A 26951-nucleotide genomic window follows, 5' to 3' on the forward strand; every position below is an offset into this window, starting at 1 on the left:
GCGTTCGAGCAGCACGGCCCAGCCGTAGGGGTCGTCCACCGAGGAAGCAGGGGTACGCCATGACCGTGAACGTCGTCGTCAACGATGAGGCGCGGGAGGTGGAGCCCGGCACGAAGGCGTGGCAGCTCTTCGCCGACGACCCCGACGTCGTCGCCGCCCGCATCGACGGGGATCTGCGTGACCTCTCGGTGGAGCTGGCCGGCGGGCAGCGGGTCGAGCCGGTGGCCATCGACAGCCCCGACGGGCTGGACATCCTGCGGCACTCCACGGCGCACGTGATGGCACAGGCCGTGCAGGAGCTCTTCCCCGACGCCAGGCTCGGCATCGGGCCCCCCATCGCCGACGGCTTCTACTACGACTTCGACGTCGCGGAGCCGTTCGTCCCCGAGGACCTCGCGAAGATCGAGACCCGGATGCGCAAGATCGTCAAGGAGGGCCAGAAGTTCTCCCGCCGCGAGGTCGACGACGACGCCGCAAGGGTCGAGCTCGCCGACGAGCCCTACAAGCTCGAGCTCATCGGCCTGAAGTCCGACACCGACGCCGCCGAGGGAGCGAGCGTGGAGGTCGGCGACGGCGGGCTCAGCATCTACGACAACCTCAAGCGCGACGGCTCGCTGGCCTGGAAGGACCTGTGCCGCGGACCGCACCTGCCCACCACGAAGCGGATCCCGGCCTTCGCCCTGATGCGGTCGGCTGCCGCCTACTGGCGCGGCGACGAGCGAAACAAGCAGCTGCAACGCATCTACGGGACCGCGTGGGAGTCCAAGGAGGCCCTGGAGCAGCACCAGCACCGCATCGAGGAGGCGCAGCGTCGCGACCACCGCCGCCTGGGCAACGAGCTGGACCTCTACTCCTTCCCCGACGAGATCGGCTCGGGAATGGCGGTCTTCCACCCCAAGGGTGGCGTGATCAAGCGGGAGATGGAGGACTACGTCCGGCGCCGCCACCTCGAGGAGGGCTTCGACTATGTCGGGACCCCCCACATCAGCAAGGACGGGCTGTTCCACACCTCGGGCCACCTGCCGTACTACGCGGACACGATGTTCCCTCCGATGGAGATGGAGAACGCCGAGTACCGCCTCAAGGCGATGAACTGCCCGATGCACAACCTGATCTACCGCTCGCGGCAGCGCTCCTACCGCGAGCTCCCGCTGCGGTTCTTCGAGTTCGGGTCGGTCTACCGCTACGAGAAGTCCGGCGTCGTCCACGGCCTGACGCGCGTGCGCGCGATGACCCAGGACGACTCGCACTCCTACGTCACCCCCGAGCAGGCGCCGGCGGAGGTCGAGCACCTGCTCACCTTCGTCACCGGCCTGCTGCGTGACTTCGGGCTCGACGACTACTACTTCGAGCTGTCCACCCGCGACGACGCCAAGCCCGACAAGTTCATCGGGTCCGATGAGCAGTGGGAGACCGCGACCGCCGTGCTCGAGACGGCGGCGCGCACGTTCGGCGTCGATCTCGTGCCCGACCCGGGCGGAGCAGCCTTCTACGGCCCGAAGATCTCGGTGCAGGCCCGGGACGCGATCGGCCGGACGTGGCAGATGTCGACGATCCAGTACGACTTCAACCAGCCCGCGGCCGACCGGTTCAACCTCGAGTACGTCGCCGCCGACGGCACCCGGCAGCAGCCGGTGATGATCCACTCCGCCAAGTTCGGCTCGATCGAGCGGTTCATCGGCGTGCTCGTGGAGCACTACGCCGGCGCCTTCCCCCCGTGGCTCGCCCCGGTCCAGGCGGTCGGCATCCCAGTCGCCGAGCGGCACGTGGACTACCTGCGCACGCTCGGCCAGCGGCTCAAGGGCGCCGGGATCCGCTTCGAGGTGGACGACTCCGACGAGCGCATGCAGAAGAAGATCCGCACCGCGCAGACGCAGAAGGTGCCGTTGATGCTCATCGTCGGTGACAACGACGTCGAGAACGACGCCGTCTCCTTCCGCTACCGCAGCGGGGAGCAGGAGAACGGCGTCGCCGTCGACGAGGCGGTCACCCGCATCCTGGAGGCCATCGCCACCAAGAGCCAGGTCTGAGCGATCCCCTGATTCCCATGTGGACATGGGAATCAGGGGACCCGTGGGGGCCGTGGGTCGTCCGTGCGTCGCGGGCTCCCGCTAGGTTGGCCCGGTGACGAACGACGACCACCTGCAGCGCCTGTGGGCGCCGTACCGGATGGCCTACGTGCGGGGCGCGGGCGACGCGCCCACCGAGCCCGACGCCTGCCCGTTCTGCCTCATGGTGGCGGGGGAGCGGCAGACCGAGCTGATCATCGCGCGGGGGTGGACGTGCTTCGTCGTGCTCAACCTCTTCCCCTACAACCCCGGGCACCTGATGGTGCTGCCGATGCGGCACGTGGCGGACTACACCGAGCTGGACGCCGCCGAGACGGCCGAGCTCGCGGCGATGACGCAGCGTGCCATCGTGACCGTCCGCGACGTGAGCGCGCCGGACGGCTTCAACGTCGGCATCAACCTCGGGGGAGTGGCCGGCGGGTCGATCTCGCAGCACCTGCACCAGCACGTCGTCCCGCGCTGGGCCGGCGACGCCAACTTCATGACCGTGCTGGGCGGCACCAAGACGATGCCCCAGCTCCTCGAGGACACGTGCGGCCTCCTGCGGGAGGCGTGGGACGAGTCCGACGACGCAGGGGGGACCTGATGCTCGAACGCTTCCGCCAGTTCTGGACCAACGTCTGGGCGCCGCTCGCCGACCTCCTGCTGAGGATGGGCGTCAAGCCCGACCACGTGACCATCGTCGGCACGATCGGCGTCTCCGCCGGTGCCTTGTGGTTCTTCCCGCGGGGGCAGTTCTTCGTGGGCGTTCTGGTCATCACGGCCTTCGTCTTCAGCGACATCATGGACGGCTACATGGCCCGCCAGTCGGGGCAGTCCTCGCCGTGGGGCGCCTTCCTGGACTCCACGCTCGACCGTGTGGGCGACGCGGCCATCTTCGGCGGACTCGTCCTGTACTACGCGCAGTCCGATGCCGAGGCGACGCTCGGCAGCCCGTGGTTGTACCTGTGCCTGAGCCTGGCCTGCCTGTTCCTCGGCAACCTCACGTCCTACGCCCGGGCCCGGGCCGAGAGCCTGGGGATGCAGGCAAAGGGGGGCATCGCGGAACGGGCCGACCGGCTCGTGGCGATCCTGGTGATGACGGGGTTCGCCGGTCTGCTGGACCTGCCCATCCTGCGCGAGCTCACGCTGTGGGTGCTGGCCCTCGCGAGCCTGGTCACCGTGGTCCAGCGCATGGTGATCGTGCATCGCCAGGCCTTCGACGAGCCCCGCTGACCACGATGTGCTCGACGTGACACGCCGTATGTGACATCGACGTTGACACATACCCTCGGTATGGGTGATCCTGAGGACCACACCCACCGAGGAGGTCGATGATGTCCACCCCGATCCAGACCATCGAGCACGATGCTCGAGACCACGACACGCACGACGAGGCGCCCGAGCTGCCTGTCGACCTGGACGAGCGCGAGTACCAGGATGCGCTGATCGGGCTGTCGCAGGCCTCGGTGGACCGGCATTTCGACGCCTTCATCGACATCCCGTGGGACCACCCGGACTTCTCCGTGGACCCCACGGACGAGCGCTGGGTCCTGCCCCAGGGCGATCCGCTCGGCGCCCACCGCTGGTACCGGGCGCTGCCGCTTGAACGACGCATCGAGATCGGCCTGTGGCGCCAGTCCAACATCATGAAGGTCGGGCTCCAGTTCGAGAACATCCTGATCCGCGGCATCATGCAGTACGTCTTCACCCGCCCCAACGGCTCGGCCGAGTTCCGCTACCTCACCCACGAGGCGACGGAGGAGTGCCACCACACGCAGATGTTCCAGCAGGGCGTGAACCGCATCGGCCAGGACGTGCCCGGGATGCCTCGCTGGCTGCGTCGCGTGGCCACTTTCATGCCGTGGGCGGCCTCCAAGTTCCCCGTCGCGTTCTTCATCGGCGTGCTCGCGGGCGAGGAGCCCATCGACCACACGCAGAAGCGCATCCTGCGCGACGCCGACGACATGCCGCCGGTCCTGCGCCGGATCATGGAGATCCACGTGGCCGAGGAGGCCCGGCACATCTCCTTCGCGCACCACTACGTCATGCGCAACGCACCGCGGTTGAACCGCCGCGACCGCTTCATCACCGCGTTGCTGTTCCCCGTCATCATGCGCGTCCTCGGTGACGCGATCCTGGTGCCGCCGAGGGAGATGCGCGAGAAGTTCGACATCCCCGAGCACGTCCTCAAGGAGCTGTACTGGGACTCCCCGGAGTCGCGGGCCTTCCTGTCCGAGCTGTTCGCCGACGTGCGGATGCTCGCCGAGGACTCCGGCCTGATGACGCGGTCGTCGCGCTGGGTGTGGCGTCGTCTGAAGATCGATGGTCGCGCGTCCCGCTTCCGCAGCGAGCCGGCAGCGACGTTCGTCGACGCCGAGCGCGCCGCCTGACGTGCCGCACGTCGTCACCCAGGCGTGCTGCGGGGACGCGTCATGTGTCTTCGCCTGCCCGGTCAACTGCATCCACCCCACGCCGGACGAGCCGGGGTTCGCCACGGCGGAGATGGTCTACATCGACCCGGACACCTGCGTGGACTGTGGTGCGTGCGTCAAGGCCTGCCCGGTCGGGGCGATCAAGCCGCACACCAAGCTCGGTGACGACGACCTGCCGTTCCTCGAGCTCAACCGGCTCTTCCACGCCGAGGACCAGCCCGGCCTGACGACACCGCGACCCAGCCAGGCACCCGTCCCGCCCGTCGTGCGCCTGCCGCGCGGCACCCGGCTGCGAGTGGCCGTGGTCGGGTCGGGGCCGGCGGGTCTCTACACCGCCGATGAGCTGCTCAAGCAGGACGGGGTCGAGGTCACGGTGATCGACCGTCTCCCCGTCCCGCACGGCCTCGTGCGCGCGGGAGTGGCGCCGGACCACCAGGAGACCAAGGGCATCGATCGGCTGCTGCGCCAGATCGAGGACCAGCCGGGCTTCGACTACCGCCTCGGGGTGGAGGTGGGCCGCGACGTCACACACGACGAGCTGGCCGCGCACCACGACGCGGTCGTGTACGCCACCGGGGCCTCCACCGACCGACGGCTCGGCATCGTCGGCGAGGACCTGCCCGGCAGCGAGACGGCGACCCGGTTCGTCGGTTGGTACAACGGCGACCCGGGCCGCGTCGGCCTCGACGTCGACCTCAGCGGTGAGCGCGCGGTCGTGGTGGGCAACGGCAACGTCGCGCTCGACGTCGCTCGCATCCTGGCGACCGACCCGGACCGTCTGGCGACGACCGACATCGCCGACCACGCCGTCGAGGTGCTGCGCACGAGTGCAGTGCGAGAGGTCGTCGTGCTGGGCCGACGCGGCCCCGCCGAGGCCGCGTTCACGGTTCCCGAGATCGTCGGGCTGCTCCAGCGCGACGACATCGACGTCCTCGTGGAGGGCGTCGACCTCGACGCGATCGACGACCACCCCAAGGTGCTGGCCCTGCGAGCAGGCGTCACGCGGACGCCGGACCCGGCCCGGCGACGCATCGTTCTACGCTTCATGACCGCGCCCGTGGAGGTGCTGGGAGACGACCGTGTCACCGGTCTGCGGGTGACCACGACCCGGCTCGGCGAGGTCGACGGCCGGGCGCGGCTCGACCACGTGGGCCCGGAGGCGGACGTGCCAACAACCTTGGTGCTGCGCTCGGTCGGCTACCGGTCCGAGCCGTTGCCCGGTCTGCCGTTCGACGCCGAGCGGTACGTCGTGCCCAACGTCGCGGGGCGCGTCGTCGACGAGCCCGGGGGAGACGCACTGGCTGGGACGTACGTCGTCGGGTGGGCCAAGCGTGGTCCGTCCGGGTTCATCGGGACGAACAAGTCGTGCTCGCTGGAGACGGTGAACCATCTGCTCGCCGACGTGGCGGCGGGTCGGCTCCCCCCGGCACCCAGCACCGCGCGCGCGTTCGACCGCCTGCTGCGCGAGCGGGGCGCGGCGCCCATGGACCTGTCGGCATGGCGCCTGGTGGACGCCGAGGAGCGCCGACGGGGGCGCGAGCAGGGCCGTCCGCGGGTCAAGCTCTCCGATGTCGAGGACGTGCGGCAGGTCGTCGGCTCGGCACCTGGACGGCGGCGCCGGCGCTGAGCCCCCGAGGGTAGTATCGGCGACGTCCGAACCACCGTCTGGAGAGTCACCGTGAGCGAAGAGAACGTCGTCGGGACCGCGCGGGTCAAGCGCGGCATGGCAGAGATGCTCAAGGGCGGCGTCATCATGGACGTCGTCAACGCCGAGCAGGCCAAGATCGCCGAGGACGCCGGTGCGGTGGCCGTCATGGCGCTGGAACGCGTGCCCGCCGACATCCGCTCCCAGGGGGGCGTCGCCCGGATGAGCGACCCCGACCTCATCGACGGGATCATCGAGGCCGTCTCCGTCCCCGTGATGGCCAAGGCCCGGATCGGGCACTTCGTCGAGGCGCAGGTCCTGCAGAGCCTCGGGGTGGACTACGTCGACGAGTCCGAGGTCCTCACCCCGGCTGACTACGTCAACCACATCGACAAGTTCGAGTTCACGGTGCCGTTCGTGTGCGGCGCCACCAACCTCGGTGAGGCGCTGCGACGCATCACCGAGGGCGCGGCCATGATCCGCTCGAAGGGCGAGGCCGGCACGGGCGACGTCTCCAACGCGACCGGGCACATGCGCCAGATCCGCCAGCAGATCCGCCACCTGCAGGGCCTGCCGACCGACGAGCTCTACGTCGCGGCCAAGGAGCTGCAGGCGCCCTACGAGCTGGTCAAGGAGGTCGCGGCCGCGGGCAAGCTGCCCGTCGTGCTGTTCACGGCCGGCGGAATCGCCACCCCGGCCGATGCCGCGATGATGATGCAGCTCGGCGCCGAGGGCGTCTTTGTGGGCTCGGGCATCTTCAAGGCCGGCAACCCGGCCGAGCGGGCCGAGGCCATCGTCAAGGCCACCACGTTCCACGACGACCCCGACGTCATCGCCAAGGTCTCGCGCGGCCTGGGCGAGGCGATGGTCGGCATCAACGTCGACGACGTCCCTGAGCCGCACCGGTTGGCCCAGCGCGGCTGGTGAGACGGACGCGGGACCGGGCGCACTGGCCCGAGCCCTCGCCCACGGAGCCAGCGGGGTATGCGTTCACGCGTACGGCGAGACAGGACCCGGGTCCGGGCGTACTATTCACTCCACGTCACACGTGGGGGAGGAGTGCCCCCGCCGTGGCGTTTCGAGGGAGCTGGCGGCGTGCTGGTCGTGGCGTCGCCGTGACCTCACCCCCAGCCTGTCGGGAGGGAATCCGAGAGGGAGCGACGGCGGTGCGGTGCCGGGACCCGAGACCCCGCCCGGCCGCCGTCGTCTTGGGTGGGGCGAGCGCCCCGGCCGTGCTCACTAGGCTGGTCCGGTGAGCACACCGACCATCGGCGTCCTTGCCCTGCAGGGCGACGTCCGAGAGCACCTGGACGCGCTGCGACGGCTCGACGTCGACGCCATCGGTGTCCGTCGTGTCGAGGAGCTCGACCGGTGCCACGGCCTGGTCATCCCCGGCGGGGAGTCGACCACGATGGTCAAGCTGGCCCGGGTCTTCGACGTGTTCGACGCCGTTCGTGGGCGCATCGCCGCCGGGCTGCCGACCTTCGGCACGTGCGCGGGGATGATCATGCTGGCCGACCGGCTGCGCGACGGTGCCGTGGGTCAGGAGACCTTCGGCGGCCTGGACGTCACGGTCCGCCGCAACGCCTTCGGACGCCAGGTGGACTCCTTCGAGGCCGAGCTGGACTTCACCCTCTTCGACGACCCCGTCCACGCCGTCTTCATCCGCGCGCCCTGGATCGAGCAGGTGGGCCCGAGCGTGGACGTGCTCGCCTCCGTCCCGATCGACGGCGAGGGTCCCGGCCGGCAGGAGATGCAGGGCACAGCCGATAGGATCGTGGCGGTCCAGCAAGGATCGGTGCTCGCCACGTCCTTCCACCCCGAGGTGGACGACGACCTGCGGCTGCATCGTCACTTCGTGGACATCGTCACGTCGTAGGGCTCGTCACATCGAGGGAAGGAACCGGCATGTCAGGTCACTCCAAGTGGGCGACGACCAAGCACAAGAAGGCCGCCGTCGACGCCAAGCGCGGCAAGATGTTCGCCAAGCTGGTCAAGAACATCGAGGTCGCGGCCCGGACCGGCGGCGCGGACCCCGATGGCAACCCGACGCTCTACGACGCGATCCAGAAGGCCAAGAAGTCCTCGGTCCCCAACGACAACATCGACCGTGCGGTCAAGCGCGGCGGTGGCGTGGGTGACGATGCCGTCGACTACACGACGATCATGTACGAGGGCTACGGCCCCAACGGTGTCGCGATGCTCGTCGAGTGCCTCACCGACAACAAGAACCGCGCCGCGATGGAGGTCCGCACGGCGATGACCCGCAGCGGCGGGACCATGGCCGACCCGGGCTCCGTCTCCTACCTGTTCCACCGCAAGGGCGTCATCATCGTCCCGCGGGAGCAGGGCGAGGTCGAGACCACGGAGGATGACGTGATGGTCGCGGTGCTCGATGCCGGTGCCGAGGACGTCAACGATCTCGGCTCGGTCTTCGAGGTCGTCAGCGAGCCCACCGACCTCGTGGCCGTGCGCACGGCGCTGCAGGAGGCCGGGCTCGACTACGACTCCGCGGACGCCTCGTTCGTGCCGTCGGTCCAGGTCGAGGTCGACGTCGATGGGGCCACCAAGGTGCTCAAGCTCATCGACGCCCTGGAGGACTGCGACGACGTGCAGAACGTCTACGCCAACTTCGACGCGAGCGATGAGGTCATGGCCCAGCTCTGACGAGCCCCTCCGAACGAGCCAGCTCTGGCGCCAGCGTGTTGCTCCCGCGCTCCGTCCGCGCGTCGGGATATCGTTCGAACATGCGTTCTCCCGATCGAGCCCACCTGCGCGTGCTGGGCATCGACCCCGGGCTCACGCGCCTCGGGGTCGGTGTCGTCGAGGGCTCGGTGGGACGACCCCTGTCGCTCGTCGAGGTCGACGTCCTGCGCACGCCGCCCGACCTCGACCCCGCCCGCCGGCTGAACCTGCTGGCCGAGGGGCTGGAGGAGCGCATCGTCCGGCTGCGTCCCGACGTCGTCGCCGTCGAGCGCGTCTTCAGCCAGAACAACGTCCGCACCGTGATGGGCACCGCCCAGGCCAGTGGTGTCGCGATGATGCTGGCCGCCCGCCACGGCGTTCCCGTGCACCTGCACACCCCCAGCGAGGTCAAGGCCGCGGTGACCGGCAGCGGCCGGGCCGGCAAGGAGCAGGTCACCCAGATGGTCACCCGCGTGCTCCGGCTCTCCGAGGCCCCCCGCCCGGCCGATGCCGCCGACGCCCTGGCGCTGGCCATCTGCCACGTGTGGCGCGGTGGCGCACAGAACCGCCTGCAGCAGGCCATCGCGCAGGCTGCGGGCCCGCAGCAGGTGGCGCGGTGATCGCCCATGTGCGCGGCACCGTGGCCGCCCTCACCCTCAACGCCGCGGTCATCGACGTCGGCGGCCTGGGGCACCACGTCTTCTGCACCCCGGGCACGATCGCCGGGCTGCGGCACGGCCAGGAGTGCCAGCTCGCGACGTCCCTGGTGGTGCGCGAGGACTCCCTGACGCTCTACGGCTTCGCCGACGTCGAGGAGCGCGACATGTTCGAGCTCGTGCAGACGGCCAGCGGTGTCGGTCCCAAGGTCGCCCAGGCGATGCTCGCGGTGCTGCCCCCGGACCGGCTGCGTCACGCCATCGCCACCGAGGACCACGCGGCCCTCACTGCCGTTCCCGGGATCGGCCGCAAGGGAGCCGAGCGCATCGTCGTGGAGCTCAAGGACCGCGTCGGACCGGCGAGCACCAGCTCCGCCCCCGCAGCCTCCGCCGCCGCGTGGCGCGAGCAGGTGACGGAGGCCCTGCAGGGTCTGGGATGGTCGGCCAAGGACGCCCTCAAGGCCGTCGACACGGTCGAGGAGTCCGGTGAGGTCGGCAGCCCGCCGGACGTGGCCATCCTGCTGAGGGCCGCCCTGCGCACGCTCTCCAAGACCTAGGGATCAGGATGGTGGACATGCACGACGACCTCCCCGAGGACCGCCCGGACGACGTCGGCGCCGTGGCGACCGACGCCTCGGCCGACGACCGCGCCTTCGAGGCGGCGCTGCGCCCCCGCAGCCTGGGCGAGCTCGTGGGGCAGGAGCGCGTGCGCGAGCAGCTCTCCCTCGTGCTGGAGGCTGCCGTGGCGCGGGACCGCACGCCCGACCACGTGCTGCTGTCGGGCCCGCCCGGCCTCGGCAAGACGACGATCGCCATGATCATCGCCCACCAGCTGGCCACGCCCCTGCGGTTGACCAGCGGTCCGGCGATCCAGCACGCAGGCGACCTCGCCGCGATCCTCTCGGGCATCAACGAGGGCGACGTGCTCTTCATCGACGAGATCCACCGGATGTCCCGTCCGGCCGAGGAGCTCCTCTACATGGCGATGGAGGACTTCCGCGTCGACGTGGTGGTGGGCAAGGGGCCCGGGGCCACCGCCATCCCGTTGGAGATCCCCCCGTTCACGACCGTCGGCGCCACCACCCGGGCCGGTCTGCTGCCCAGCCCGCTGCGGGACCGGTTCGGCTTCACCGCGCAGCTGGACTACTACGACACCGACGAGCTGCACCGCATCGTGGCGCGCTCGGCCGGCCTGCTGGGGCTGGAGGTCAGCGAGGACGGCGGCCGTGAGATCGCCTCGCGCTCGCGGGGCACTCCTCGCATCGCCAATCGCCTGCTGCGGCGCGTACGCGACTACGCAGAGGTCCGCGGCGACGGCACGGTGGGCGTGGCGGCCGCGTCCGCGGCGCTCGCGCTGTACGAGGTCGACGACCTGGGCCTGGACCGGCTCGACCGTGCCGTGCTCACGGCCCTGTGCTCCAGCTTCGGCGGGGGACCGGTCGGCATCAGCACCCTGGCCGTGGCCGTCGGCGAGGAGCGCGAGACCGTCGAGGAGATCGCCGAGCCCTTTCTCGTCCGGCTCGGGTTCCTCGCGCGAACCCCCCGCGGACGCGTCGCCACCCCGGCTGCCTGGGAGCACCTCGGTCTCGCGGCCCCCAGCGGACCCGGGCCCGAAGGCCAGTTGCCCCTCGGCGTCGACGACGTGGAACCATGAGGGTGCAGGGCCGCTGAGCCCCGCCGACAGCACAGATCCACCACCGGGAGTCCCCACCGTGAACGAAGTCGCCAGCATCATCCCGCTCCTTCTGCTCGTGGTGATCTTCTACCTCCTCGTCCTGCGGCCGGCCCGCAAGCGCCAGCGGGAGTTCAACGAGGTCCAGCAGTCGCTCGGCGTCGATCAGCGCGTCATGCTCGCCAGCGGAATCTTCGGCACCCTCAGGGGCCTGCGCGAGGCAGAGGCCGACGTCGAGATCGCACCCGGTGTCGTCATCACGCTGAACCGCCAGGCCATCGCCACAGTCGTCGACCCCACCACCGTGGACGAGCACGACCTCGGCGACCAGAACCCCTGACCGGCCGGGCCCCGAGGCCTCGGCGCAGGGCCCACGGCGGCACCTGTGGCTCGGGCAGGGCGGCCGACCGTGGCATGATGTGGCCCGGCCCCGCACGCCGCGCGGCCCCTCGAACCAGGAGCATCACATGAAGTTCAAGCTCGCGGTGGCCGGCGCAGCCTTGGCCTCCCTCGCCCTCACCGGATGCGGTGCGGACTCCTCGTACTGCTCGGACCTGGAGGCTGCGCAGGAGGACTTCGGCTCCCTGTCCGGCTCCGGCGACCCTGAGCAGATCGACGAGGCCTTCAGCACGCTGCGCGAGATCGCCCAGGACGCGCCGGACGAGGTCGCCGAGGAGTGGGAGACGCTCGACGGGACCATCGAGCAGATCCAGACGGCGCTCGACGAGGCCGGCATCACCCTGGCCGAGCTGAGCCAGGTGCAGGGTGACGAGCTCCCCGAGGGCGTCACGCAGGAGGACGTCACCGCGCTGGTGACCGAGATCCAGTCGATCGGCAGCGCCGAGACGCAGGAGGCCTCCGAGACCATCGAGACGCACGCCTCGGAGGAGTGCGACATCGAGCTCACCGAGTGAGCGACGCAGCCGAGGCGATCACCAGGCTCGTCCGCCCGATCGCGGACTGGCCCGAGCCGGGTGTCACCTTCCGCGACGTGACACCGCTCCTGCAGGACCCCGCGGCCTTTCGCGTCGTCGTCGACGCCATGGCGCAGGCGGCGGCCGAGCTCGGCCGGGTCGACGCCGTCGTGGGGATCGAGGCACGCGGCTTCATCCTGGGAGCCCCGCTCGCGCTGCAGCTGTCGCTCCCGTTCGTGCCCGTGCGCAAGGAGGGCAAGCTGCCCGCCGAGACGCTCTCGACGTCCTACGAGCTGGAGTACGGCTCGGCGACGGTGGAGGTGCACCGCGACGCCATCGCCCCCGGCTCGCGCGTCGTCGTGGTCGACGACGTCCTGGCCACGGGCGGGACGCTGTCCGCCGCCGGGGAGCTCGTGGAGCAGTGCGAGGCCGAGGTCGCGGGGAACCTCGTCATGATCGAGATCGCTGCCCTGGGGGGCCGGGACCGCCTCGCGGGGGTCCCGCTCACCGTCCTGCACGCGTACTGAGGAGTCACCATGATGAGTACCAAGACCATTCGCATCATCGCCCTGGTCATCGTCGCCGCGCTCGTGCTGTCCACGGCCGCCACGCTCATCAGCGGCGTGCTCTGAGCGCTTCGCCCCGGATCTCACCCGCCCTGGCCTACCATGGGCCACACGTCAGGAGGGCCCGTGGCTGAGCGCATCGACACCGAGCAGCAGTCGCCGAAGTCCCGCCCGGAGGACCGGGCCGCGGAGTCGGCGTCGGCGTCCGTGCGCGTGCGCAGCCGGCTGGCCCGCATCGGGGGCCGCACCAGCTCGGCGAACCCCGTGCTGGACCCGCTGGTCGCGATCTTCCGGGGCACCCACCCCAAGGGCGACGTCGAGGTCATCCAGAAGGCCTATGACATCGCCGAGCGGATGCACGAGGGCCAGACGCGCAAGAGCGGCGACCCGTACATCACCCACCCGCTCGCCGTCGCCACCATCCTGGCCGAGCTGGGCATGACCGCCCCGACCCTGTGCGCGGCACTCCTGCACGACACCGTCGAGGACACGCCGTACACGCTGGAGCAGCTGGGCGAGGACTTCGGCGAGGAGGTCGTGCGGCTGGTGGACGGCGTCACCAAGCTCGACAAGGTCACCTACGGCGACTCGGCCCAGTCCGAGACCATCCGCAAGATGGTGGTCGCGATGAGCCGCGACATCCGCGTGCTCGTGATCAAGCTGGCCGACCGGCTGCACAACATGCGGACGTTGCGCTACCTGCGTCGCGACAAGCAGACCCGTATCGCCACCGAGACGATCGAGATCTTCGCACCGCTGGCCCACCGGCTCGGCATGAACACCATCAAGTGGGAGCTGGAGGATCTCGCGTTCGCGACCCTGCACCCCAAGGTGTACGACGAGATCGTCCGGCTGGTGGCCGACCGCGCCCCCTCCCGCGGCAACTTCCTCGAGCGTGTCATCGACGACGTCGAGTCCGACCTGAGGCACGCCAAGCTCAAGGCCACCGTCTCGGGCCGGCCGAAGCACTACTACTCGATCTACCAGAAGATGCTGGTGCGCGAGCGCGAGTTCACCGACATCTTCGACCTCGTCGGCGTCCGCATCCTCGTGGACACGGTGGCGGACTGCTACGGCGTCGTGGGGGTGCTGCACGCGCGCTGGAATCCCATCCCGGGGCGCTTCAAGGACTACATCTCGGTCCCGAAGTTCAACATGTACCAGTCGCTGCACACCACGGTCATCGGGCCGCAGGGCAAGCCGGTCGAGCTGCAGATTCGCACCCACGCGATGCACCGGCGGGCCGAGTACGGTGTCGCGGCGCACTGGAAGTACAAGCAGGACGCCCACGCCAAGAGCGGCAGCCGCTCGGCCAAGGACGGCGCCCCGAGCAGCGACGACATGGTCTGGCTGCGTGAGCTCATCAACTGGCAGTCCGAGACCGAGGACTCCGTCGACTTCCTGGAGTCGCTGCGCTTCGAGATGAACAGCGCCGGCGTCTACGCCTACACGCCGCGTGGCGACGTCATCCAGCTGCCCGAGGACGCGACGCCCGTCGACTTCGCCTACGCGGTGCACACCGAGGTCGGTCACGCCTGCATCGGGGCGCGCGTCAACGGTCGTCTCGTCTCGCTGGAGTCGACGCTGGAGACCGGTGACGTCGTGGAGATCTTCACCTCCAAGTCACCCGATGCCGCGCCGAGCCGGGACTGGCTGGAGTTCGTCTCCAGCCCGCGGGCTCGCAACAAGATCCGACAGTGGTTCACCAAGGAGCGGCGCGAGGAGGCGACCGAGCGAGGGCGTGAGCACATCGCCAAGCAGATGCGCAAGGAGAACCTGCCGCTGCACCGCATCTTCAAGCACGACGTGCTCGACACCGTCGCCAAGGATCTGAACCTTCCCGACATCTCCGCGCTCTACGCCGCCGTCGGGGAGAACAACGTCGGCGCGCAGAACGTCGTCGAGCGGGTCATCGCGCTGGCCGGTGGCCGGGAGGGCGCCGAGGAGGACCTCGCCGAGGGGGCCACGCTGCCGAGCGCAAAGGCCCGCCGGGCGCGCCCGGACTCCGGCGAGGCCGGTGTGGTGGTCGCGGGCGTGGGTGGCGAGATGATGATCAAGCTCGCCCGGTGCTGCACGCCCGTGCCCGGCGACGAGATCGAGGGCTTCGTGACCCGCACGTCGGGCGTCTCGGTGCACCGCAACGACTGCGTCAACCTGAAGTCGCTGCGCAGCCAGCCCGAGCGACTGGTCGACGTCAGCTGGGCGCCGACGGCCAAGAGCACCTTCCTGGTGGCGATCCAGGTGGAGGCGCTGGACCGGCCCCGCCTGCTGAGCGACATCACCCGGATCATCTCCGACCAGCACGTCAACATCCTCTCGGCCGCGTTGAGCACGGGTCGCGACCGCGTCGCCCTCTCCAAGTTCACCTTCGAGATGGCCGACCCCAAGCACCTGGGCCACGTGCTCACCGCCGTCCGAGGCGTCGAGGGCGTCTTCGACGTCTACCGCCTCACCCAGTAACACCCACGAGTCACTCCGGTGGCCTCGCGAGTCACTCCCACGGCGCGGGGAGTCACTCCGGTGGCCTCGGGAGTCGCTCCCACGGGCCGGCGGCTCTCGGCGACATCGTGCCGGCGGTAGGGACGCGGAGTCGTGACGAGCCTCGCCCCCAGGTGCGGGGCCGGGGCGCTTGGTGGAGCAGGCCACCCAGCTCGTCCTCGAAGCTGGTGTCGGCGCCGAAGATCCGCGCTCGCGTCGCGTTGACCCATCGCCAGCCATGGGTGACGGTCAACAGGTGTCGGCGCTCCTCGTCGCGGGCACGGTGCTCCCCGATGGTGTGGAACTCCCGGCCGTCATACTCCGAGGCGACGAGCAGCCGCCGGTACCCCATGTCGAGTCGACGCTCCACCCCCATCGCGTCGACCACGACGATCTGCAGCTCGGGTGTCGGGAAGCCGGCGTCCAAGATCCGCAGTCGCTGCCACGATTCGCCGGGCGACTCCGCGCGCGCGTCCAGCCGTGTGACCAGCGACCTGGCTTGGACGATCCCCGGATAGCCCTTCAACCGGTAGACGGCATGGACGAGCTCACCGTGCTCGACCAGCCCGGCTCGGAGGAAGGCATCGCCGGCGGCAAACGCGTAGGGCCGGTAGGACCTTCGAAGCAGATCGCTCGCGGTCCGCAGCGGCGTTGTGGTCGCGACGCCATCGACGGTGGTGATGTCATGGGGGTTCAGGTGAGCCTGGCGGCACGAGGCCTCGTCGCGTCGCATTCGGCTCTCGGCGTGCGGCACGAGAAAGCTCGGTACCAGCAAGTGCTGCTCCGAGGGCTTGAACGCATCGATCTGGTACAGCCACGCTGCGGTCTCGCTGCACGCCACCGCGTGCGGCGGCTTGATGAGCTCGACGCAGGCGATGCGCAGCTCGCGAGTGTCGGGCTCTTCCGCGTCGACGTAGACGCCGCGCAGTGGTCGGCGCACAGCACCCGATTCGACCAACATCGCGAGGTCGTGCGAGGTCAGACCGTGGTCGTGTGCCTGTGCGGGTGTGAACGGCCGGCGAGCCGATGCCGGGTGCTGCATGGGGGTAGTGAAGACCAGATCGTCGTCGTGCGGTCCGCCTCGTCCACAGGCGGCCGTCGCGATGCCATCCGCAAGGTCTCAATGTGCAGGCACGTGTGACTCGCCGCGCCGTGGGAGTGACTCGCGAGCCCACCGAAGTGACTCGCGGGCGCGTGGGAGTTACTCGCGACCCGGGGGGAGTGACTCGCGAGCGTCAGGAGTAGTCGGAGGAGGCCTTCTTGGCCATCGACAGGAAGGACTCCTGGGACTCCAGCTTCTCCTGCAGCTCCTTGGCCTTCTTGTCGTTGCCGGCTGCCTGGGCCTTCTCCAGCGACGCACGGGTCTCGTCGATGGCCTGCTGGAGCTTGCCGATCATGTCGTCGGCGCGAGCGGACTTCTCCGGGTCGGTGCGCTTCCACTCCTGCTCGCCGGCGGCCTTGACCGCCTGCTCGACCGTCCTCAGGCGCCCCTCGAGCTCCTTGATCCGGTCGCGCGGCACCTTGCCGGCCGCCTCCCACCGATCGGCGATGCCGTGCCACGCCTTGCGCGCGGCGTCGAGGTCGGTGATGGGCAGCAGCGCCTCGGCATCGACGAGGATGGCCTCCTTGACCTCGGCGTTGGCGGCGAACTCCTTGTCCTGCTCGGCGTTGGCCGCGTCACGGGCGCCGAAGAAGACGTCCTGCGCCGCGCGGAACCGCTTCCAGAGCTTGTCCTCGACGTTCCGCGGTGCCGAGCCGGCGTCCTTCCATCGACGCATCAGGTCGCGGTAGGCCGTGGAGGTCGGGCCCCACTCGGTCGATGAGGACAGGGCCTGCGCCTCGACGATGAGCTGCTCCTTGATCTTCGCCGCGGCCTCACGCTGGGTGTTCTGCTGGGCGAAGTGCGCCTTGCGACGCTTGGTGTAGCCACTGCGGGCGGAGCTGAAGCGCTGCCACAGCTCGTCGTCGGCCTTCTTGGACAGGCGCGGCAAGGCCTTCCACTCATCCAGCAGCGAGCGCAGCAGGTCGGCGCCATGGCGCCAGTCCGAGCCCTCGGCGATCTTCTCGGCCTGCTCGGCGATGCGTTCCTTGGCGACGGCGGCCTCGGCCTGCTTGGCCTCGCGCTCGGCCCTGCGCTCCTCGCGATGCTTCTCGATCGCGGGTGCGAGCGCGTCCAGGCGCTTCTCCAAGGCGGCCAGGTCACCGAGCGCGGAGGCGTCGGTCACCTCGGCCCGCATCTTGGCCACGGCCTTGCCTGCGTCGTCGGGGGAGAGGGCACCGCCCTCCAGCCGCTTCTCGAGCAGCTCGACCTCGGTCTTGAGGCCCTCGAAGCGACGCGCGTAGAACGTCAGGCCCTCCTCGGGGTCACCGCTGAGCCACTGGCCGATCAGGCGCTCGGACTCCCCGGAACGGACGTAGACGTTTCCCTCGGCATCGACGCGACCCCACGGGTGCTCGGCCACAGAACTCATGGCGACAGTCTAGGTGCATCCTCGTGCCGGACTCGGGCGCGAGGTCGTCCCGCGGGCTCGCGTACCCTGACGGGCGTGCTCCTCACGTCCTTTCCTGCCGGTCCGCTGCAGGCCAACTGCTACGTCGTCGCGCGCGGTCCGGGGGCCGGGTGCGCCGTCGTCGACCCCGGCATGGACAGCATCGAGGGCGTCCGTCAGGTGGTGGCCGAGCACGACCTCGCCGTGGCCGCAGTCCTCGTCACCCACGGACACTTCGACCACATGTGGTGCGCCCAGGACGTCGCGTCCCAGTTCGACGCCCCGGTCTGGATCCACCCCGAGGACCGCCACCTGCTCAGCGACCCGATGGCGGCGATCTCCGGTGAGTCCGCCTCCATGCTGCGGGCCCAGCTCGGCATGCACGAACTGCCGGACTTCGTCGAGCCGGCCGACGTCCGCGACGCCTCCGACGGCGTCGTCATCGAGGTCGACGGCCTGCAGATCAGCGTCGACCACGTCCCCGGGCACACCCCCGGCACCGTGTTCTACCGCGTCGACTATCCGGGACCGGAGGAGATCTCGCAGGTGATGTTCTCCGGCGACTTCCTCTTCGCCGGATCCATCGGGCGGACCGACCTGACAGGCGGCTCCCACGAGGCGATGCTCACGAGCCTGCGCGAGCGCATCCTGCCGCTGCCCGACGACGTCGCCGTGCTGCCCGGACACGGTGGCCAGACGACCATCGGCCGAGAGCGCGCCACCAACCCGTTCCTCGCGGAGCTGACCGCATGAGCAGGCTCTCAGGCTTCCCCGAGCTGCTGCCCGCCGAGCGGGTGGTCGAGCAGCGCATCCTCGACCACCTGCGTCGCACCTTCGAGCTGCACGGATTCACCGGACTGGAGACCCGCGCGGTCGAGCCGGTCGAGCAGCTGCTGCGCAAGGGCGAGGTCGACAAGGAGGTCTACACGCTGCGCCGTCTGCACGCCCCCGCCGACGGCACGGCCGACGACCCCGGTGACGCCCTGGCCCTGCACTTCGACCTCACGGTCCCCTTCGCCCGGTACGTCGTGGAGAACGCCTCACGCCTGGAGTTCCCGTTCCGTCGCTACCAGATCCAGAAGGTGTGGCGGGGGGAGCGGCCCCAACAGGGGCGATTCCGGGAGTTCACGCAGGCCGACATCGACATCGTCGCGCGTGACGTGCTGCCCTTCCACTTCGACGTGGAGATCGCCCGGGTGATGGCGGAGGCGCTGTCCGGACTGCCCGTGCCGCGGCTGACCCTGCAGATCAGCAACCGCAAGGTGTTGGAGGGCTTCTACCTCGGCCTCGGGGTCACGGAGCCGACCCGTGTCATGCCCATCGTGGACAAGCTCGACAAGCTGCCGGCCGACGCGGTGCGGACCCTCCTGCTGGAGGCCGGGCTCGATGAGCGGCAGGCCGATGCGTGTCTCGCGCTCTCGAGCATCACGGCCCCGGACTCCTCGTTCGTGACCCGCGTGGAGGCGCTCGGCGTGGACCACCCGGTGCTCGTGGAGGGACTGGCAGAGCTGGCGCGTGTCATCGACGCATGCCAGGACGTCGAGGGGGCCGACGTCGTGGTCGACCTGCGGATCGCGCGGGGCCTGGACTACTACACCGGCACGGTCCTCGAGACCCGCATGGCCGGGTACGAGCACCTCGGGTCGGTGTGCTCCGGCGGCCGATACGACGAGCTCGCCCGCGACAACCGCAACACCTACCCGGGCGTCGGCATCTCGCTGGGCGTCTCCCGACTCGTCGTGCCGCTGATCGCCGACGGCTTGACGGCGTCGCGCTCGGTGCCGTCCGTCGCGCTCGTGACCGTGCTCGACGAGGAGCATCGTGGGTCCAGCGACGCCCTCGCCACGACGCTGCGTTCTCGTGGCATCGCCACCGAGGTGGCCCCGAGCGCCCAGAAGCTGGGCAAGCAGATCCGCCACGCCGAGCGACGCGGCATCCCGTTCGTGCTGTTCCCCGGTGACACCGTCCAGGCCAAGGACATCCGCAGCGGGGAACAGACCGACATCGACCCGGCGACGTGGCAGCCGCCCGCGGCCGACCTCGAACCGACGATCCTTCCCGCCACGCCCGAACGACCCGAGGAGACCACCCCGTGATCCGCACCCATGACGCCGGAACCCTGACCGCCGAGAACATCGGCGAGCAGGTCACGCTCGCCGGATGGGTCGCGCGCCGCCGAGACCACGGAGGCGTGGCGTTCATCGACCTGCGCGAGGCCAGCGGTGTCGTGCAGGTCGTCATCCGCGAGGACGTCGCGCACCACCTGCGCGCCGAGTACTGCCTCAAGATCGTCGGCACCGTGCGTGCCCGCCCCGAGGGCAACGAGAACGACTCCATCGCCACGGGCGCCATCGAGGTCGTCGCCGACGACGTGGAGGTGCTGAGCGCCGCCGCCCCCCTGCCGTTCCCGATCGACGACGCCTCCGCCGCGAGCGCCGGCACGGTGGGCGAGGAGGCGCGCCTGCGGCACCGCTACCTCGACCTGCGACGCAGCGGACCCGCGGGTGTCCTGCGGCTGCGCAGCAAGGTCAACGCCGCTGCTCGCTCCGTCCTGGAGAAGCACGCGTTCATCGAGGTGGAGACCCCCACCCTGACCCGCTCGACGCCCGAGGGCGCCCGCGACTTCCTCGTCCCGGCGCGCCTGCGGCCCGGCAGCTGGTACGCCCTCCCGCAGAGCCCGCAGCTGTTCAAGCAGCTGCTCATGGTCGCCGGCACCGAGCGGTACTACCAGATCGCGCGCTGCTACCGCGACGAGGACTTCCGCGCCGACCGCCAGCCGGAGTTCACCCAGCTGGACGTGGAGATGAGCTTCGTCGACGCCGACGACGTCATCGCCCTGTCCGAGGAGATCTACGCCGAGCTCTGGCGGCTCATCGACGTGGACCTGCCCCGACCCTTCCCTCGCATCACCTACGCCGACGCCATGGCGCGCTACGGCTCGGACAAGCCCGACCTGCGCCTGGACCTCGAGCTCACCGAGTGCACGGACTACTTCGCCGACACGCCGTTCCGGGTCTTCCAGGCGCCGTACGTCGGCGCCGTCGTGATGCCGGGTGGCGCCTCGCAGGCCCGACGCCAGCTCGACGCCTGGCAGGAGTTCGCCAAGCAGCGGGGACACCGGGGCCTGGCCTACGTCCTCGTGCAGGAGGACGGCACGCTCGGCGGTCCCGTGGCCAAGAACCTCTCCGACGCCGAGCGCGACGGCCTCGCCGCCCAGGTGGGAGCCGAACCCGGGGACTGCGTGTTCTTCGCCGCCGGGCCCCGCAAGTCCGCCCAGGGCCTGCTCGGGGCCGCCCGCCTGGAGATCGGTCGGCGCTGCGACCTCATCGACGAGTCGGCCTGGGCGTTCTGCTGGGTGGTGGACTGGCCGATGTTCGAGGCGGTCGACGAGCTGGAGTCCGGTGACGTCGCCGTGGGCGGTGGCGACTGGACGGCGGTGCACCACGCCTTCACGGCGCCGGCCGACGTCGCCAGCCTCGACGACCCGGGCACCTCGACGGCCCTCGCCTACGACATCGTCTGCAACGGCAACGAGATCGGGGGCGGCTCGATCCGCATCCATCGCGAGGACGTGCAGAAGAAGGTCTTCTCCATCATGGGCATCGACGAGGCCGAGGCCACGGAGAAGTTCGGCTTCCTGCTCGACGCCTTCTCCTTCGGCGCCCCGCCGCACGGCGGCATCGCCTTCGGGTGGGACCGCACGGTGGCGCTGCTCGCGGGCGTGGACTCGATCCGCGAGGTGATCGCCTTCCCCAAGTCCGGTGGCGGGTACGACCCTCTCACCGCGGCCCCCGCGCCGATCACGGCCCAGCAGCGCAAGGAGGCCGGCGTCGACGCCGAGTCCGACGAGGACGACGCCCCCGACGACGACGACGCCTGAGGTCGAGTGCCCGGGGCTGACCCGGCGGTGCGCCCGTACCGCGCACGAGGGAACTAGGCTCGGCGCATGAGTGACGGCCTGTTCGACCTGCCCGGTGGCCCCGAGACCACCGCCCCGGTCGGGTCGGGGAGCCTGGCCGGGAACGCGCACTCGTCGGCGCCGCTCGCGGTCCGGATGCGCCCTCGCACGCTCGATGAGCTCGTGGGCCAGGAGCACCTGCTCGCCGCCGGCTCGCCGTTGCGCCAGATGATCGACGGCGACCAGCCCCTCACCATCTTGCTGTGGGGGCCGCCCGGCACCGGAAAGACCACGATCGCCTCGCTCATCAGCGGCCACACCAACCGACGCTTCATGGAGGTCTCTGCCGTCTCCGCGGGGGTCAAGGAGGTTCGCGACGTCATCGCCGGGGCCCGACGCGCGCTGCAGAACGGCGTCGAGACCGTCCTGTTCGTCGACGAGGTGCACCGCTTCAGCAAGGCGCAGCAGGATGCCCTCCTCCCTGGTGTGGAGAACCGCTGGGTCTCTCTGGTCGCCGCCACCACCGAGAACCCGCACTTCAGCGTCATCTCGCCGCTGCTGAGCCGGTCCCTGTTGCTGACGCTGCAGTCGCTCACCGACGAGCACGTGGACACGATGGTCGAGCGAGCCGTCACCGACGAGCGTGGCCTTGCCGGGGCCGTCACGCTCTCCGACGAGGCGCGGGCCCACCTCGTGAGGCTCGCCGGTGGGGACGGCCGTCGGGTGCTGACCTACCTCGAGGCCGCTGCCGGCGCCACGACCTCGCAGGGGCGCACCGAGATCACGGTCGAGGACGCCGCGCTCGCGGTGGACAAGGCCGCGGTGCGCTACGACCGCCAGGGCGACCAGCACTACGACGTGACGAGTGCGTTCATCAAGTCCATCCGCGGGTCCGACGTCGATGCCGCCCTGCACTACCTCGCCCGGATGGTCGAGGCGGGCGAGGACGCACGCTTCATCGCCCGCCGGCTGATGATCCACGCGAGCGAGGACGTCGGCATGGCGGACCCCACCGCCCTGCCCGTCGCTGTCGCCACGGCGCAGGCCGTGGCCCTCATCGGGTTCCCTGAGGCCCGGATCCCCCTGGCCCAGGCCGTCATCCACCTCGCCACGGCGCCCAAGTCGAACTCCGTGGTGCGCGCGATCGGTGCGGCAGAGGCCGACGTACGCGCCGGCAAGGTCGGGCCGGTGCCTCCCGGTCTGCGCGACGCGCACTACGCGGGGGCCAAGAAGCTCGGACACGGCCACGACTACCGCTACGCCCACGACGACCCACGGGGCGTGGTGCCGCAGCAGTACGCGCCGGACGACGTCGACGGGGCGCAGTACTACGAGCCCGGTCCGCACGGGGCCGAGGGCGCCATCGCCGAGCGACTGGAGCGGATCCGGCGCGTCCTGCGCGACCGCTAGACGTGCCCTGAGGCCGCCACCCCTCGGGTCGGCGACGTCCTTGTAACCTCGACGCATGTCGTCAGACGTCCTGCTGCTCGTGGCGACCGCGGTCCTCGCGGTCGTGGCGGTGGGTGCTGCCGTCGTCGCCACGCGTGCCTCACGCCAGATCGTGCGGGCCCGGGCGGAGCAGGCCGACGTCGCGGCTCCGGGCGGCGCGGTGCCTGCGTCCGCCGAGCAGGACGACGCCCCGGTCACCTCGGTGACGTCGTTGCCGGAGCGCACGGGCGAGCTCGCCCCGCGGCTCGTCGAGGGCCGGGTGATCGTGCCGCCGAGCCGCGACGAGGTCGTGGCGACTGCCCTGACCCGTCCCCAGGTGCGCCTCGCGGTGCTCGCGCACGGGATCGCCCAGGCGCTGCGGCCCGAGAGCCGCGACCGCATCGCCGCCCTGGTGCGTCGGGAGTACCGACAGCGCCGGCGCCACCGGCTGCGTGCCGGGCGGCGTGCGTCGCGCGCCGCCCACCTGGCACCCACCGAGCCCTCCGACCGGTGGTTGGGCGAGCTTCCCCACGCCGACGAGCCCCCCTCGTCCGAAGCAGCACGGTCCGATCGGGCGATCGGCGCGTGAACGGGCGCATCGTGTGGTTCGTGGCCGGCTCCGTCGCCGGCGCGGTCGCGTCGGTGAAGGCCCGCCGAGCCGCCTACCGCCTCTCCATGCCCGGCCTCATCGACCAGGCCGCCGCCCTCGGCGAGGGAGTCAGAGCCTTCTCCGAGGAGGTCCGGGACGGCATGGACGACCGCGTCCGCGAGATCGAGCACGAGATGCGGGGCGACCCCGCCCCGCGCGAACGTCCCCACGTCGTCCCGCCACCCGAGCAGACCTCGCTCGACGCTCAGGCCGCCCCCACCCAGAGAGACCACCGATCATGAAGACCGCGGAGATCCGCCGGCGTTTCCTCGACCACTTCGAGCAGTCGGGCCACACCGTGGTGCCCTCGGCGCCGCTGCTGCTCGATGACCCCAACCTGTTGTTCGTCAACGCGGGCATGGTGCCGTTCAAGCCGTACTTCCTGCAGCAGGAGACGCCACCCTTCGATCGCGCGACGAGCGTCCAGAAGTGCGTGCGAACCCTCGACATCGAGGAGGTCGGCAAGACCACGCGGCACGGCACGTTCTTCCAGATGAACGGCAACTTCTCCTTCGGCGACTACTTCAAGGCCGGCGCCATCGAGCACGCCTGGGGCCTGATCACCGGGTCGCTGGACAGCGGCGCGCTCGGCATCGACCCGGAGACCGTCTGGGTCACCGTCCTGGACGGTGACGACGAGGCCCGCGGTCTGTGGCGCGAGATCGCCGGCCTGCCCGACGAGCGGATCCAGGCACGCGGGCTGCTGGACAACTACTGGCACATGGGCGTGGCCGGCCCGGGCGGACCCTGCAGCGAGATCTACATCGACCGCGGCCCCGCCTACGGCCCCGACGGTGGGCCCGTGGTCGATGAGGACCGCTTCCTGGAGATCTGGAACCTGGTCTTCATGCAGGAGGAGATCACCAACGTCCGTGCCAAGGACGACTTCGACGTCGTCGGAGCGTTGCCGAGCAAGAACATCGACACCGGGATGGGCCTGGAGCGGGTCGCGTACCTGCTGCAGGAGAAGCAGAACCTCTACGAGATCGACGAGGTGTACCCGGTCATCGAGCGTGCCAGCGAGCTCAGCGGTCGACGCTACGGGGCCGACGCCGGCGACGACGTGCGCTTCCGGGTGGTGGCCGACCACGTACGCAGCGGTCTCATGCTGATGGGCGACGGCGTCACGCCGGGCAACGAGTCCCGCGGGTACGTCCTGCGGCGCCTGCTGCGCCGCGCCGTGCGGTCGATGCGACTGCTGGGCTTCGACGACCGCGCCCTGCCGGAGCTTCTGCCGGTCAGCAAGGACCTGATGAAGGTCTCCTACCCCGAGCTGGAGGCCGACTTCGCCCGGATCGAGCAGGTGGCCTACGCCGAGGAGGACGCGTTCCGCCAGACGCTCGGCAAGGGCACCCAGATCTTCGACCTCGCGGCCGAGCGGACCAAGGCCGACGGGGGGTCCCGCTTGTCCGGCGACCGTGCCTTCGCCCTGCACGACACCTACGGCTTCCCGATCGACCTGACGCTGGAGATGGCCTCCGAGCAGGGCCTGAGCGTCGACGAGGGGGGTTTCCGGTCCCTGATGGCCGAGCAGCGAGCCCGCGCCAAGGCCGACGCCAAGTCCAAGAAGGGCAGCCACGCCGACACCGGCGTCTACCGGGCGGCGCTCGACGCGTTCGGGCCCACCGACTGGCAGGCCTACACCACGGTGGAGACGGAGTCCCGCGTCATCGCCCTGCTGAGCGAGGGTGCCTCCGCGCCGGCACTTCCCGAGGGCGCCGTCGGTGAGGTGGTGCTGGACCGGACGCCGTTCTACGCGGAGTCCGGTGGCCAGAACGCCGATGCCGGCACGTTGGAGTGGGATGGTGGCCGTGCCGAGGTGCTCGACGTCCAGAGGCCCGTCCGTGGGCTCGTCGTGCACCAGGTGCGTGTCCTGTCCGGGGAGCTGACGCTCCAGACCCCGCTGCACGCGGGCGTCGATCCGCAGTGGCGTCTGGGCGCCTGTCAGGCGCACTCGGGCACCCACGTGGTGCACGCCGCGCTGCGCGAGGTGCTCGGCCCCACGGCCCTGCAGTCCGGCTCCTACAACCGTCCCGGCTACCTCCGGCTGGACTTCGGCTGGAACGGCGCGTTGGCGCCGGAGCAGCTCCACGACGTCGAGGTCGCCTCGAACCGTGCCCTGCGCGAAGACCTCCCGGTGTCCGCGGCTGTCATGCCGCTGGAGCGGGCCCGCGAGGTCGGGGCGCTCGCGCTGTTCGGGGAGACCTACGGCGAGGACGTCCGGGTGGTCGAGATCGGCGGCCCGTGGTCCCGTGAGCTCTGCGGCGGCACCCACGTGCAGCGCTCGTCCCAGATCGGCACCGTCGTGGTGACGTCGGACAGCTCGGTGGGCGCCGGCAACCGCCGGGTGGAGGCGATCGTCGGCCTGGAGGGCTTTGAGTACCTGGCCCGCGAGCGCGACCTCGTCCAGCAGGTCGGGACGATGCTCAAGTCCAGTCCCACGGACGTGCCTGCCCAGGTGCAGAAGCTCCTCGACCGGCTCAAGGCCACCGAGAAGGAGCTGGACAAGCTCAAGGCCGCGCAGCTGGGTGGAGCGGCGGCGGGCATCGCCGAGGCCGCCGAGGACCTGGGCGGTGTCGCGTTCGTGGGGCACCGTGCCGAGGGTGCCGGTGGCGGTGACGCCCGCTCGCTGGCTTTGGACGTGCGGGGACGCCTGCAGGGCCGCCCGGCCGTCGTCGTGGTCATCGGCGACGCGGGCGGCAAGCCCGCCGTGGTCGTCGCGGTCAACGACGCCGCCCAGGAGCGTGGCCTCTCGGCCAACGCGCTGATCACCGCGGTCGGCGGGCCGATCGGTGGTCGCGGCGGCGGCAAGGCCGACGTCGCGCAGGGTGGGGGCTCCGACCAGAGTGGGATCCCCGCCGCCCTCGCCGCGGCGCGTGAGGCCGTGGGCAGGGCCGCGACGGGTGGCGCCGCAGTGGACGGGGCGGGACGCTGAGCGTGCGTCGCGGTCGTCGCCTCGGCGTCGACGTGGGCTCGGTCCGCATCGGCATCGCGGTGTGCGACCCGGACGGCCTCGTGGCCACGCCACTGGAGACGGTTCCCGCCGGGGTCGACGCGGTCGCGCGCATCGTGGAGCTCGCCAGGGAGGTGGAGGCCGTCGAACTCGTCGTCGGCCTGCCCGTCTCCCTCGACGGCCGTGAGAGCCATGCAGCGGCCACCGTGCGGACGTTCGCGGCCGAGCTGCGGGACGCCGTCGTACCGACCGAGGTCCGGCTGTTCGACGAGCGGATGTCTACGATGTCCGCGGAGAGTCTCTTGCGGGAGGGTGGACGATCCGGCCGATCACGACGAGGAGTCATCGATCAGGCGGCCGCCACGGTGATCCTCCAGGCGGCGCTCGATGCCGAACGGACCCGGGGAGCTGCTCCGGGCGAGACGATCTGAGGAC

General features: G+C 70.7%; 25 protein-coding genes. 23 read left to right on the forward strand and 2 right to left on the reverse strand.

Features of this window, described 5'->3' with window-relative positions; translation table 11 throughout:
• The first annotated feature begins 59 nt into the window (after positions 1–59).
• The 15 genes from thrS to ACHAAC_RS05455 all read left to right on the forward strand — a co-directional run bounded on the left by thrS (position 60) and on the right by ACHAAC_RS05455 (position 15081).
• On the forward strand, positions 60–2030 hold the full coding sequence (gene thrS / locus ACHAAC_RS05385; protein ID WP_435715030.1) for a threonine--tRNA ligase: 1971 nt from the start codon (positions 60–62) through the stop codon (positions 2028–2030).
• 94 nt (positions 2031–2124) lie between these two features.
• On the forward strand, positions 2125–2655 hold the full coding sequence (locus ACHAAC_RS05390; RefSeq protein ID WP_435715031.1) for an HIT family protein: 531 nt from the start codon (positions 2125–2127) through the stop codon (positions 2653–2655).
• A complete protein-coding gene (pgsA, locus tag ACHAAC_RS05395; RefSeq protein ID WP_435715032.1) occupies positions 2655–3284 on the forward strand; it encodes a phosphatidylinositol phosphate synthase in 630 nt (209 codons plus the stop codon). The genes ACHAAC_RS05390 and pgsA overlap by 1 nt, the downstream gene beginning before the upstream one ends.
• Positions 3285–3385: 101 nt before the next feature.
• The gene (locus ACHAAC_RS05400) at positions 3386–4441 is read left to right on the forward strand and encodes an AurF N-oxygenase family protein (RefSeq protein WP_435715033.1); all 1056 of its coding nucleotides are present in this window, start codon (positions 3386–3388) and stop codon (positions 4439–4441) included.
• A 1-nt stretch (position 4442) separates the two neighbouring features.
• Positions 4443–6110: an FAD-dependent oxidoreductase gene (locus ACHAAC_RS05405; protein WP_435715034.1), complete on the forward strand. Its 1668-nt coding sequence runs from the start codon at positions 4443–4445 to the stop codon at positions 6108–6110.
• 51 nt (positions 6111–6161) lie between these two features.
• Positions 6162–7055: a pyridoxal 5'-phosphate synthase lyase subunit PdxS gene (gene pdxS, locus ACHAAC_RS05410; RefSeq protein ID WP_435715035.1), complete on the forward strand. Its 894-nt coding sequence runs from the start codon at positions 6162–6164 to the stop codon at positions 7053–7055.
• Positions 7056–7380: 325 nt separating this feature from the next.
• Positions 7381–8007, forward strand: a complete 627-nt coding sequence (pdxT, locus tag ACHAAC_RS05415) for a pyridoxal 5'-phosphate synthase glutaminase subunit PdxT (RefSeq protein WP_435715036.1) — start codon at positions 7381–7383, stop codon at positions 8005–8007.
• A gap of 29 nt (positions 8008–8036) precedes the next feature.
• Positions 8037–8795 carry a YebC/PmpR family DNA-binding transcriptional regulator gene (locus ACHAAC_RS05420; RefSeq protein WP_435715037.1) on the forward strand — a complete coding sequence of 253 codons (759 nt, stop codon included), beginning with the start codon at positions 8037–8039 and terminating at the stop codon, positions 8793–8795.
• A 113-nt stretch (positions 8796–8908) separates the two neighbouring features.
• Positions 8909–9433, forward strand: coding sequence for a crossover junction endodeoxyribonuclease RuvC (gene ruvC / locus ACHAAC_RS05425; RefSeq protein WP_435715509.1), 525 nt, complete (start codon positions 8909–8911; stop codon positions 9431–9433).
• Positions 9430–10026, forward strand: a complete 597-nt coding sequence (ruvA, locus tag ACHAAC_RS05430; protein ID WP_435715038.1) for a Holliday junction branch migration protein RuvA — start codon at positions 9430–9432, stop codon at positions 10024–10026. Before ruvC ends, ruvA begins: the two co-directional genes overlap by 4 nt.
• A gap of 17 nt (positions 10027–10043) precedes the next feature.
• On the forward strand, positions 10044–11123 hold the full coding sequence (gene ruvB / locus ACHAAC_RS05435) for a Holliday junction branch migration DNA helicase RuvB (protein WP_435715039.1): 1080 nt from the start codon (positions 10044–10046) through the stop codon (positions 11121–11123).
• 58 nt (positions 11124–11181) lie between these two features.
• Entirely contained in the window at positions 11182–11481 is a 300-nt protein-coding gene (yajC, locus tag ACHAAC_RS05440) for a preprotein translocase subunit YajC (RefSeq protein ID WP_435715040.1), read from the forward strand.
• A 127-nt stretch (positions 11482–11608) separates the two neighbouring features.
• Entirely contained in the window at positions 11609–12055 is a 447-nt protein-coding gene (locus tag ACHAAC_RS05445; RefSeq protein ID WP_435715041.1) for a hypothetical protein, read from the forward strand.
• A complete protein-coding gene (locus tag ACHAAC_RS05450) occupies positions 12052–12582 on the forward strand; it encodes an adenine phosphoribosyltransferase (protein WP_435715042.1) in 531 nt (176 codons plus the stop codon). Before ACHAAC_RS05445 ends, ACHAAC_RS05450 begins: the two co-directional genes overlap by 4 nt.
• 141 nt (positions 12583–12723) lie before the next feature.
• The gene (locus ACHAAC_RS05455; protein WP_435715043.1) at positions 12724–15081 is read left to right on the forward strand and encodes a RelA/SpoT family protein; all 2358 of its coding nucleotides are present in this window, start codon (positions 12724–12726) and stop codon (positions 15079–15081) included.
• Positions 15082–15133: 52 nt separating this feature from the next.
• Here the strand turns inward: ACHAAC_RS05455 and ACHAAC_RS05460 are convergent, their stop codons facing one another.
• Together ACHAAC_RS05460 and ACHAAC_RS05465 are read right to left on the reverse strand one after the other, a co-directional pair.
• The gene (locus tag ACHAAC_RS05460; RefSeq protein ID WP_435715044.1) at positions 15134–16141 is read right to left on the reverse strand and encodes a type IV toxin-antitoxin system AbiEi family antitoxin domain-containing protein; all 1008 of its coding nucleotides are present in this window, start codon (positions 16139–16141) and stop codon (positions 15134–15136) included.
• Between the two features lie 193 nt (positions 16142–16334).
• Entirely contained in the window at positions 16335–17570 is a 1236-nt protein-coding gene (locus ACHAAC_RS05465) for a DUF349 domain-containing protein (protein ID WP_435715045.1), read from the reverse strand.
• 75 nt (positions 17571–17645) lie between these two features.
• Here ACHAAC_RS05465 and ACHAAC_RS05470 point away from each other — a divergent pair, with 75 nt between their 5' ends.
• From ACHAAC_RS05470 to ruvX, 8 genes are all read left to right on the forward strand, one after another.
• Positions 17646–18341, forward strand: a complete 696-nt coding sequence (locus ACHAAC_RS05470; RefSeq protein WP_435715046.1) for an MBL fold metallo-hydrolase — start codon at positions 17646–17648, stop codon at positions 18339–18341.
• Complete coding sequence (gene hisS, locus ACHAAC_RS05475; protein ID WP_435715047.1) at positions 18338–19684, forward strand: histidine--tRNA ligase; 1347 nt, start codon at positions 18338–18340, stop codon at positions 19682–19684. The genes ACHAAC_RS05470 and hisS overlap by 4 nt, the downstream gene beginning before the upstream one ends.
• A complete protein-coding gene (aspS, locus tag ACHAAC_RS05480; protein ID WP_435715048.1) occupies positions 19681–21468 on the forward strand; it encodes an aspartate--tRNA ligase in 1788 nt (595 codons plus the stop codon). The genes hisS and aspS overlap by 4 nt, the downstream gene beginning before the upstream one ends.
• Positions 21469–21534: 66 nt before the next feature.
• On the forward strand, positions 21535–22896 hold the full coding sequence (locus ACHAAC_RS05485; protein ID WP_435715049.1) for a replication-associated recombination protein A: 1362 nt from the start codon (positions 21535–21537) through the stop codon (positions 22894–22896).
• Positions 22897–22951: 55 nt separating this feature from the next.
• A complete protein-coding gene (locus ACHAAC_RS05490) occupies positions 22952–23503 on the forward strand; it encodes a hypothetical protein (protein ID WP_435715050.1) in 552 nt (183 codons plus the stop codon).
• Entirely contained in the window at positions 23500–23805 is a 306-nt protein-coding gene (locus ACHAAC_RS05495; RefSeq protein WP_435715051.1) for a DUF6167 family protein, read from the forward strand. The genes ACHAAC_RS05490 and ACHAAC_RS05495 overlap by 4 nt, the downstream gene beginning before the upstream one ends.
• Positions 23802–26498, forward strand: a complete 2697-nt coding sequence (gene alaS / locus ACHAAC_RS05500) for an alanine--tRNA ligase (protein ID WP_435715052.1) — start codon at positions 23802–23804, stop codon at positions 26496–26498. The genes ACHAAC_RS05495 and alaS overlap by 4 nt, the downstream gene beginning before the upstream one ends.
• A 2-nt stretch (positions 26499–26500) precedes the next feature.
• Complete coding sequence (gene ruvX / locus ACHAAC_RS05505) at positions 26501–26947, forward strand: Holliday junction resolvase RuvX (RefSeq protein ID WP_435715053.1); 447 nt, start codon at positions 26501–26503, stop codon at positions 26945–26947.
• Positions 26948–26951 lie beyond the last annotated feature (4 nt).

It is taken from the genome of Aeromicrobium sp. CF4.19, from assembly GCF_051262555.1.
Lineage (GTDB): Bacteria > Actinomycetota > Actinomycetes > Propionibacteriales > Nocardioidaceae > Aeromicrobium.

What these genes read in the sequence shown, in the direction of transcription:
- thrS (WP_435715030.1), top strand. Translation starts at nt 60, where the DNA reads ATGACCGTGAACGTCGTCGTCAACGATGAGGCGCGGGAGGTGGAGCCC.
- pgsA (WP_435715032.1), top strand. Translation starts at nt 2,655, where the DNA reads ATGCTCGAACGCTTCCGCCAGTTCTGGACCAACGTCTGGGCGCCGCTC.
- ACHAAC_RS05400 (WP_435715033.1), top strand. Translation starts at nt 3,386, where the DNA reads ATGTCCACCCCGATCCAGACCATCGAGCACGATGCTCGAGACCACGAC.
- ACHAAC_RS05420 (WP_435715037.1), top strand. Translation starts at nt 8,037, where the DNA reads ATGTCAGGTCACTCCAAGTGGGCGACGACCAAGCACAAGAAGGCCGCC.
- ruvB (WP_435715039.1), top strand. Translation starts at nt 10,044, where the DNA reads ATGCACGACGACCTCCCCGAGGACCGCCCGGACGACGTCGGCGCCGTG.
- ACHAAC_RS05445 (WP_435715041.1), top strand. Translation starts at nt 11,609, where the DNA reads ATGAAGTTCAAGCTCGCGGTGGCCGGCGCAGCCTTGGCCTCCCTCGCC.
- ACHAAC_RS05455 (WP_435715043.1), top strand. Translation starts at nt 12,724, where the DNA reads ATGGGCCACACGTCAGGAGGGCCCGTGGCTGAGCGCATCGACACCGAG.
- ACHAAC_RS05460 (WP_435715044.1), bottom strand. Translation starts at nt 16,141, where the DNA reads ATGCAGCACCCGGCATCGGCTCGCCGGCCGTTCACACCCGCACAGGCA.
- ACHAAC_RS05465 (WP_435715045.1), bottom strand. Translation starts at nt 17,570, where the DNA reads ATGAGTTCTGTGGCCGAGCACCCGTGGGGTCGCGTCGATGCCGAGGGA.
- hisS (WP_435715047.1), top strand. Translation starts at nt 18,338, where the DNA reads ATGAGCAGGCTCTCAGGCTTCCCCGAGCTGCTGCCCGCCGAGCGGGTG.
- ACHAAC_RS05485 (WP_435715049.1), top strand. Translation starts at nt 21,535, where the DNA reads ATGAGTGACGGCCTGTTCGACCTGCCCGGTGGCCCCGAGACCACCGCC.
- ACHAAC_RS05490 (WP_435715050.1), top strand. Translation starts at nt 22,952, where the DNA reads ATGTCGTCAGACGTCCTGCTGCTCGTGGCGACCGCGGTCCTCGCGGTC.
- alaS (WP_435715052.1), top strand. Translation starts at nt 23,802, where the DNA reads ATGAAGACCGCGGAGATCCGCCGGCGTTTCCTCGACCACTTCGAGCAG.